Source organism: Natroniella sulfidigena, assembly GCF_023223645.1.
Taxonomy (GTDB): Bacteria; Bacillota; Halanaerobiia; order Halobacteroidales; family Halobacteroidaceae; genus Natroniella; species Natroniella sulfidigena.
Genome location: NZ_JALKBY010000029.1, coordinates 1 through 7,256, shown reverse-complemented (window position 1 = coordinate 7,256; position 7,256 = coordinate 1). Strand labels below are relative to the sequence as shown.

The window sequence follows — 7,256 nt, the reverse complement described above, 5'->3', positions numbered from 1 at the left end:
TCCTTGACCAGCACTGCTAACAATTTAACATATTAGCTCAAACTTGTCAAGAAATGATTAAATTTCTATATTTCTTGTGAGCGACAATTAACAGATTATCATTTACATTCTAGAATGTCAAGGGGTTTTTTTAATTAAGTTTAGATAGCGCTCATTTAGCAGACTTTAAAATATAAGCAGGATTAGTTATCTTAACATAAGGTAGCTGTTTTGATCTTAGTATGCCTATTTCTCCTTCTGTTAATTCATATTCTTTCTTAATCTTTAATGCCCCCGTCATACATCTTTCTACACAAAGCGGTGACTTCCCAACTTTTAATTTATTTTGGCACAGATCACATTTATAAGCTTTCTCTTTAACCTTAGAAAAAGAAGGTGCTTGATATAAACAGATTTGACTACAACGCTTACATCCAATACAACTTTCTGGATCTATTGTAACAATCCCATTATCTTGATTCTTATTTATCGCTCCAACAGGACAAACTTCTTTACAAGTTGGATTCTTACAATGATTACAAGAGATAGATAAAGGTTCAGGAAGTAATTTTCTTAACTTAACATCTATACTTTTATTTTTACTTTTGCAACCAATTACACAACTATTACATTTTATACATAGTGCTTGATTAAAAATAAAATAATATTGGCCCATTATTCTCCCCCTTTTTTTCTATCATTTAAAATTCCTACGCCTAATTTAGGCGTAGGAATTTTTATAATCAAAGTTAAACTTCTTTATTATCATCAAAATCAATATCAGTCGCTTTTTTAAATTCTTTAATTCCATCACCAACTGCTTTTCCTATCTCTGGTAACTTGCTCGGGCCAAAGATAACTAACGCTATTACTAAAATTAAAATCAACTCAGTAGGCCCTAATCCAAACAATTAGATTCCTCCTTTTATCTTCAATTACAACTTCTCAATCTTAACTGCACCAATTTTAAATTCTGGCTCTTTAGAGACAGGATCATACTCATCTATCACTAATAGGTTAATCAATTTTTCTCTATCAAAGAATGGTACAAACAATAAACCTGGTTGTGGTTCACCTCGACCACCAACTCGAACTTTTAACTCAATCTCTCCTCGACGAGAGGTCAACTTAACTAAATCATCATCTGTAACATTTAATTTATCAGCATCTTCTGGATGAAGCTCTACATAAGCTTCAGGCATCTCTTCTCTTAACTCTTCAGCTCTCATTGTCATAGAGCCTGTATGCCAATGTTCAATTACTCGACCAGTAGTTAAGAAGTACGGGTATTCCTCATCTGGTAATTCCGCAGGTCCAGTATAACCTTCAGCAACAATATTAGCTTTTCCATGTTCATTCCCATAAAACTCAATCCCTTCATCAACATAAGGATCATCCTCAGCAATAAAACGTCTAACAGTTTCTTGACCATCAATAACTGGCCATAACAAACCTCTACCTTTAGCTGCTACATAGTCCTCATATCTTCCTAAATCATATCCCGTACCTAAGGTAAATTCTCTATACTCATTAAAAATCTCTTTTTCTGGATGGTCTCCATAAGAGAATAAATCTCCATAACCTAATCTTTTTGCAATTTCTAATAACTGCCATAAGTCTGATCTAACACTTTCAGGACTATCGATAGCTTTTTCAAGAAATTGTGTTCGCCGCTCTCCATTACCGAACATACCTTCTTCTTCAACCCATAATGAGGAAGGCAAAACTACATCAGCATATTCAATGGTTTCAGTTGGAAATACATCTGAAACTATTACAAACGCTTTTTCTAATCCTTCATTAACCCTATTTAAGTTAGGCATAGATTGGGCAGGATTAGTCACCATATTCCACAATACCTTAATCTCACCTTCTGCCATAGCATCAAACATTGCTACAGTATGATAAGTTGGTTCAGCAGGTATCTTATCAACATCAACTCCCCAAATCTCAGCTGCCTCTTTTCTATCCTCAAAATTACTTACATTTCTACCATTCGGTAAGCGATGAGTAAAATAACCTACTTCTCTAGCTGTACCACAAGCACTTGGTTGTCCAGTTAAAGAGAATGGAGTAGAACCTGGCTCTCCTATCTTCCCAGTTAATAAATGTAAGTTGTAAATTAAATTATTGGTCTTAGTTCCTTGCACCTGCTGATTAACTCCCATACACCAAAAAGTTGTAGTCTTCTTATCAGGATCAGCAAACATCCGAGCTGCCTCTCTAATCTCTTCTGCTGTTAAACCAGTAATCTCAGCAGCCTTTTTAGGAGCATAATCATTCAACGATTTTTTAAATTCTTCAAAACTAATCTCACCTTCAAGTCCTTTGCCTTTTTTAAACTTAGTATAATTATCAACAAACTCATGATCAACTAAATCCTCATCAATAATGACATAAGCCATTGAATTTAATAGAGCAACATCTGAACCACATTTTAAAAATAAATCGATATCAGACATAGTATGAGTTCTAGTCTTTCTAGGATCAGCTACAATCACCCTAACATCTGATTCGCTAGATTTACGCTGAGTTAACCTTACAAATAAAACAGGGTGGTTTTCAGCCATATTAGAACCGATCAAGAAGAATTGATCAGCATAATCAATATCTCCATAGACTCCCATTGGTTCATCCATCCCAAAGGTACCATAAAATCCAGTTACTGCACTAGCCATACATAACCTTGCATTACATTCAATGTTATTGGTTCCAATTCCAGCTTTCATTAATTTACTCGCTATATAGCCTTCTTGAATATAATTTTGAGCTGAACCATAAAAAGCAACAGAATCTTTACCATGCTTCGCAATGGATTCTTTAAACTTATCCGCTACTAAATCCAAAGCAGTATCCCAATCAGTTTCAACTAACTCGCCATTCTTTCTGATCTGAGGCTTCATTAACCTTTCCTCTCGATCATTCATAACTTCTGGCAACGCAAGCCCCTTCATACATAACATACCATTATTAACTGGATTATCCTCAATACCTTTAACCGCTACTATTTTATTATCTATAACCCCTACTTCACAGCCACACCCTACTCCACAAAAACGACAGACTGCTTTAGTCCATTGTTCAACCTCTTGCTCACCATCTTCATTCACTTCTGCTACTTCCTCATCCTTAGGACTGCATCCTGCTGCTGTCATCACTGCACCTGCTGCTGCTACCTTTAAAAAATTTCTTCTTGTTAAGTTCATTAGCTTTCCTCCTAATCTTAAAATTAAATTTTTTCTAGCTCTTCTTCATAATTCACATAAACCGGAAGGGCTATAATTACTTTATCTAGTTCACCTAACCTTGAAGTCTTTTCTTCTATAACTTTTCTAGACTCTGCTTCAATAACTACTGCTATCTTTCCACCTTCTTCAGTTTCATAAACAGTCATATCATCTAATGCTCTAATTGCATCTAAGACTTCTTGCTCATATTCATTTTCATATTCAACTAAGATCCCTGCAATTAGCATCTTCCCCCCCCTTTTTAAGTACAACTATAAATATCAATTAATAAAACAGCTTGGTGTGATGAAATTCACGATTCGTTCGAATTATATCATGTTTTAGAGCTTTAAAATGTGATATAGGTCACATTCAAATTTATCATTATCCATACCAAATTAAAATCCAAAAAGAAAGCTCAACCTGATTATAGCAATTAAACTAACAAAAGAAAACCTTTTTTTCAAAAATTAATAAAAAGTTAATGTAAAATGTGATAATATTATATTGAAAGTGAAATTATTAACAAAGCTAGATAAACAAAAAAACACCCTTACAGGTGTCTTCTAAGATTACATATTTTAATTTCCTATATTTCCTTTAAAGTAAACAACTAATATCATAACTAAAGTACCTACTACTGTCATTGCTGGATAAAACCTAATCAATGGCTTATGTACTTTAATTCTAAAATAAGATAAGACAAGAGGCACTGTCAAAATTTTGATTATACTATATAAAATAACCCCTATTATTAATTTCAATTTTTTCATAATTACTCCCTCTTTAAAGCATCTTTTTATTTAAAGAGTACCATGATAATCTTACTATGTCAATAGCAACTCTTATTAAATTTCCTAAATTTTCTTATTGAGTGAGTCTACTTTAAAGAGGTAAGTCAACATTAGGACTTGCTTTTAAGAAAAGACCCCTTAGATTAAGGTCTAGGGGGTCTTTTTGATTGCTTGGAAGTGAAATGATTTTTATTCATCAACTTCTCTATTCCCATATGACTCTAATTCAAGTATTCTTTCAAAATCTTCTCCAATAGTCTCTTGTTTAATCAAACCCACATTTTTAGCATAATAATGATAGGTTTCATTATTATCTTCTTCATTAAGAGAAATAATCCTTATTTGAATTACATCATAAAAAGTTCCCGCAGGAACTGTTATAGTTTCATTAATAGCAACAATTTCTCGTTGTTGATCATTTGTTTCCCAAGTGGCCCCTTCTTCGAGCGGTTCTTGCAAAATTACCTCTTGAACTTCAGGTTCTTCATCTAATTCTTCAATTAGGTTATCTTCCTCATAAAACTCAGCTTCTTCAATAATCTTTCCTATCTGATCTTCTTGAACTTCATAAACTAAGACGATATTTGTACCTGTACCTTTATCTAAGATTTGAACATAAGGCTCTTCAGTGAACATAATTTCCCTTTCTAAAGAAGGATGTATTGGCCCTTCACCAGTAAAATCATATGTCATTCCTTCTTGTAAAGGTAAATAAGCTTTTAAATTAAATTCCTCTAGACCTTCTCCTACTTCTTCCTCTTGCTCCTCTTGAGGAGGAGGTTCTTGCTCTCCTTCTCCAGGAGCACATCCACCTATTATTAATGGTATTGTCAAAATGATTAATAGCAAACTCAATATTTTTTTATTAATTAATCTCCCCTCCTAAATAAAATTATTACAGTACATATATTATCTTACCATATTAGAAAAAAGTTATGTAATAATAGCTGCTAAAAATATATCACCTTAATATAATAAAAGCTGATCAGTTTTTATTTATTCTTTTTAATCAATTATTTTTGTCTTCCAAGTACCTTTCATAAACCAAAGTATAACTGCTAAAACTCCTAAAAACTTAGCTAACAATATAGCCCACCAAACTCCTTTTTGACCAAGTTCTAAAGTATAAGCCATAAAAAGCGAAAGAGGAATTTGGAATACCCAAAGAGTTAATATCCGAAATAGCATCTGTTCAACTGTATTTCCTGCTCCCTTCAAAGACTCTGATAAGACTTGCTGTACTCCTAAGAAAGCAAAAGCAAAACCAGCAATTCTTAAATAATAAGAACCTATTTCTATTACCCTTTGACTTTCTGTAAATAACATTATCAAATAAGGAGCAATAAATAATATAACTATGGCTACTAAAATTTGAAATCCAAATGTAACCCCCGCACCTAACCAAGCAATGTTTCCAACTTCTTCAGACTTATCAGCACCTAAAAATTGTCCTATTAATACTCCTGTAGCTCGCCCCATACCTTGAGCAGGCATTCTAATTATAGAAGTAATTCTATTAGCTATTCCCCAAGCAGCAAGAGTATATGTCCCAAAAGCAGTTACAATTGAAGTCATAACTGTCATTGCTAAGGATAGAGCTGACATTCCAATCGCTGCTGGAAAACCAACCTTAAATATTTTCTTAATCATTTCTTTATTAGGTTTAAGATGATACAATTTAAGTTTAATCCCTTTTTTTCCAGTAAAGAGTAAGTGCATCCCTATAATTGCTCCAATAAAACGAGAAAATATTGTTGCTATAGCAGCACCTGCAATGCCTAATTTGGGAAATATAAACCACCCTAAAATTAAAAAAGGATCTAAAATTATATTTATCAAGACAGTTATTAATTTGAGCTTCATTGGTGTTTTTGTATCACCAATCCCTTGCAGAACTGAAGAAAACACAAAATAAATAAAAACCAAAGGAATACCCCACATTATTATTCTAAAGTATTCCCAAGCTGGTTTTAGTACTTCTACTTCAGCCCCCATCATTTGTAATAATTCTTCTCCTAAGATTAAACCTATTCCAGAAAAAAAGACGGAAATTATAAATGATACAACTAAAACCTGCCCTGCTGCTAAATTAGCCATCTTTTGATTTTCTGCTCCAATATATTGAGAAATCAAAGTCATTCCTGCTACAGAAAAACCTCCTGCAAAAGAAAATATAAAAAATATTAATGGAAAAGATAAAGAAATTGCTGCTAAATACTCTGCTCCTAATCTTCCTACCCAAAAAGTATCAGCTAAATTATACATTAAATGCATAGCATCCCCAATGATTATTGGATAACTAAGAGTTAATAATGTAAATAATATCTTTTTATTAGTTAATTTCTCAATAGATTTTATTTCCATATAATCCTCCTCAATTTATTCATTACTGTTATCTAAAACTGAGAGCACTTTTTAAATATTGCTATTTTCATCTAAGTGTAACTACTCATCTAACCTTAGTATTAATATTTTTCTCACCAAAAATTACCTTCTTAACTTAAATTATATTAAATAATTATCTATATGTAAATTAATATGAAATTAGTTGCCACTTACAATAATCTACCTAACACTAAGTTCAGTTAACCAAAAGAGAACAGACCCCCATCTATCAAGATAAGAGTCTGCTAATAATTAAATATTTTGTTTTAGACAGTTAAAGATAATACCCTCAAACCACTCCCACAAGAATTACCTGAGAATAATATTGGTCAAAGAATTAAAAAAAACAGATTAATGAAAGAGTGGACTAAAACAAAATTAGCTAAGGAAATTAACAGTGATATAAGTAGCTTAATAACTTATGAGCAGAATAAAAGACGTCCAAAATTAAATACATTCAAAGAGTTAGCAAATTCTCTGGATGTAGACCATGCTTGGCTAGCTAGTTTTCACGAGCTTCCTGAAGGTAGTTTTGGTCAGAAAATAAGAAAATATAGATTAATCAATGGAAGTAGGTGTTTATACTAGTACTATCCAAAAAATTGAAACAGAAGAGACAAGCTCTCCTCACAAAAAAACTCTAAGAGCACTATATAATATTTTTTTCTGACCAACTGGAGTAAATTTCCCTACATTATATAATAAAAACTGACCAGTTTGATCTAAATGGCTGGTCAGTTTTTATAACAATCTAAACTATCTCAACGTCTGATATATTTCTCTTATCTGTAGAAATGCATTGTTTCTGATAAATCAAGTATTTTCTAAAAATAATTTCATAGTCCCACTTTAAGCTACTTTTGAATGGGCT

The 7,256-nt window shown here is 32.4% G+C and carries 8 protein-coding genes; 1 reads left to right on the top strand and 7 read right to left on the bottom strand.

All coding sequences use genetic code 11. The annotated features are described in order from the left end of the window. Positions 1-151: 151 nt before the first annotated feature. From MWH28_RS12740 to MWH28_RS12710, 7 genes are all read right to left on the bottom strand, one after another. On the bottom strand, positions 152-655 hold the full coding sequence (locus MWH28_RS12740) for a 4Fe-4S dicluster domain-containing protein (RefSeq protein ID WP_248619773.1): 504 nt from the start codon (positions 653-655) through the stop codon (positions 152-154). Positions 656-728: 73 nt separating this feature from the next. Beyond that, a complete protein-coding gene (tatA, locus tag MWH28_RS12735; RefSeq protein WP_248619772.1) occupies positions 729-890 on the bottom strand; it encodes a twin-arginine translocase TatA/TatE family subunit in 162 nt (53 codons plus the stop codon). A 24-nt stretch (positions 891-914) separates the two neighbouring features. After that, positions 915-3,185, bottom strand: coding sequence for a molybdopterin-dependent oxidoreductase (locus MWH28_RS12730; protein ID WP_248619771.1), 2,271 nt, complete (start codon positions 3,183-3,185; stop codon positions 915-917). A 23-nt stretch (positions 3,186-3,208) separates the two neighbouring features. After that, complete coding sequence (locus MWH28_RS12725; protein WP_248619770.1) at positions 3,209-3,454, bottom strand: chaperone NapD; 246 nt, start codon at positions 3,452-3,454, stop codon at positions 3,209-3,211. A gap of 333 nt (positions 3,455-3,787) precedes the next feature. After that, a complete protein-coding gene (locus MWH28_RS12720; protein WP_248619769.1) occupies positions 3,788-3,979 on the bottom strand; it encodes a hypothetical protein in 192 nt (63 codons plus the stop codon). A gap of 210 nt (positions 3,980-4,189) precedes the next feature. Next, positions 4,190-4,834 (bottom strand): TapB family protein, encoded by a 645-nt coding sequence (locus MWH28_RS12715; protein ID WP_248619768.1) that lies wholly within the window; start codon positions 4,832-4,834, stop codon positions 4,190-4,192. A 171-nt stretch (positions 4,835-5,005) separates the two neighbouring features. After that, positions 5,006-6,364 carry an MATE family efflux transporter gene (locus MWH28_RS12710; protein ID WP_248619767.1) on the bottom strand — a complete coding sequence of 453 codons (1,359 nt, stop codon included), beginning with the start codon at positions 6,362-6,364 and terminating at the stop codon, positions 5,006-5,008. Positions 6,365-6,709: 345 nt separating this feature from the next. Here MWH28_RS12710 and MWH28_RS13090 point away from each other — a divergent pair, with 345 nt between their 5' ends. Further along, positions 6,710-6,973: a helix-turn-helix domain-containing protein gene (locus MWH28_RS13090; RefSeq protein WP_428323582.1), complete on the top strand. Its 264-nt coding sequence runs from the start codon at positions 6,710-6,712 to the stop codon at positions 6,971-6,973. The last annotated feature ends 283 nt before the right edge of the window (positions 6,974-7,256 follow it).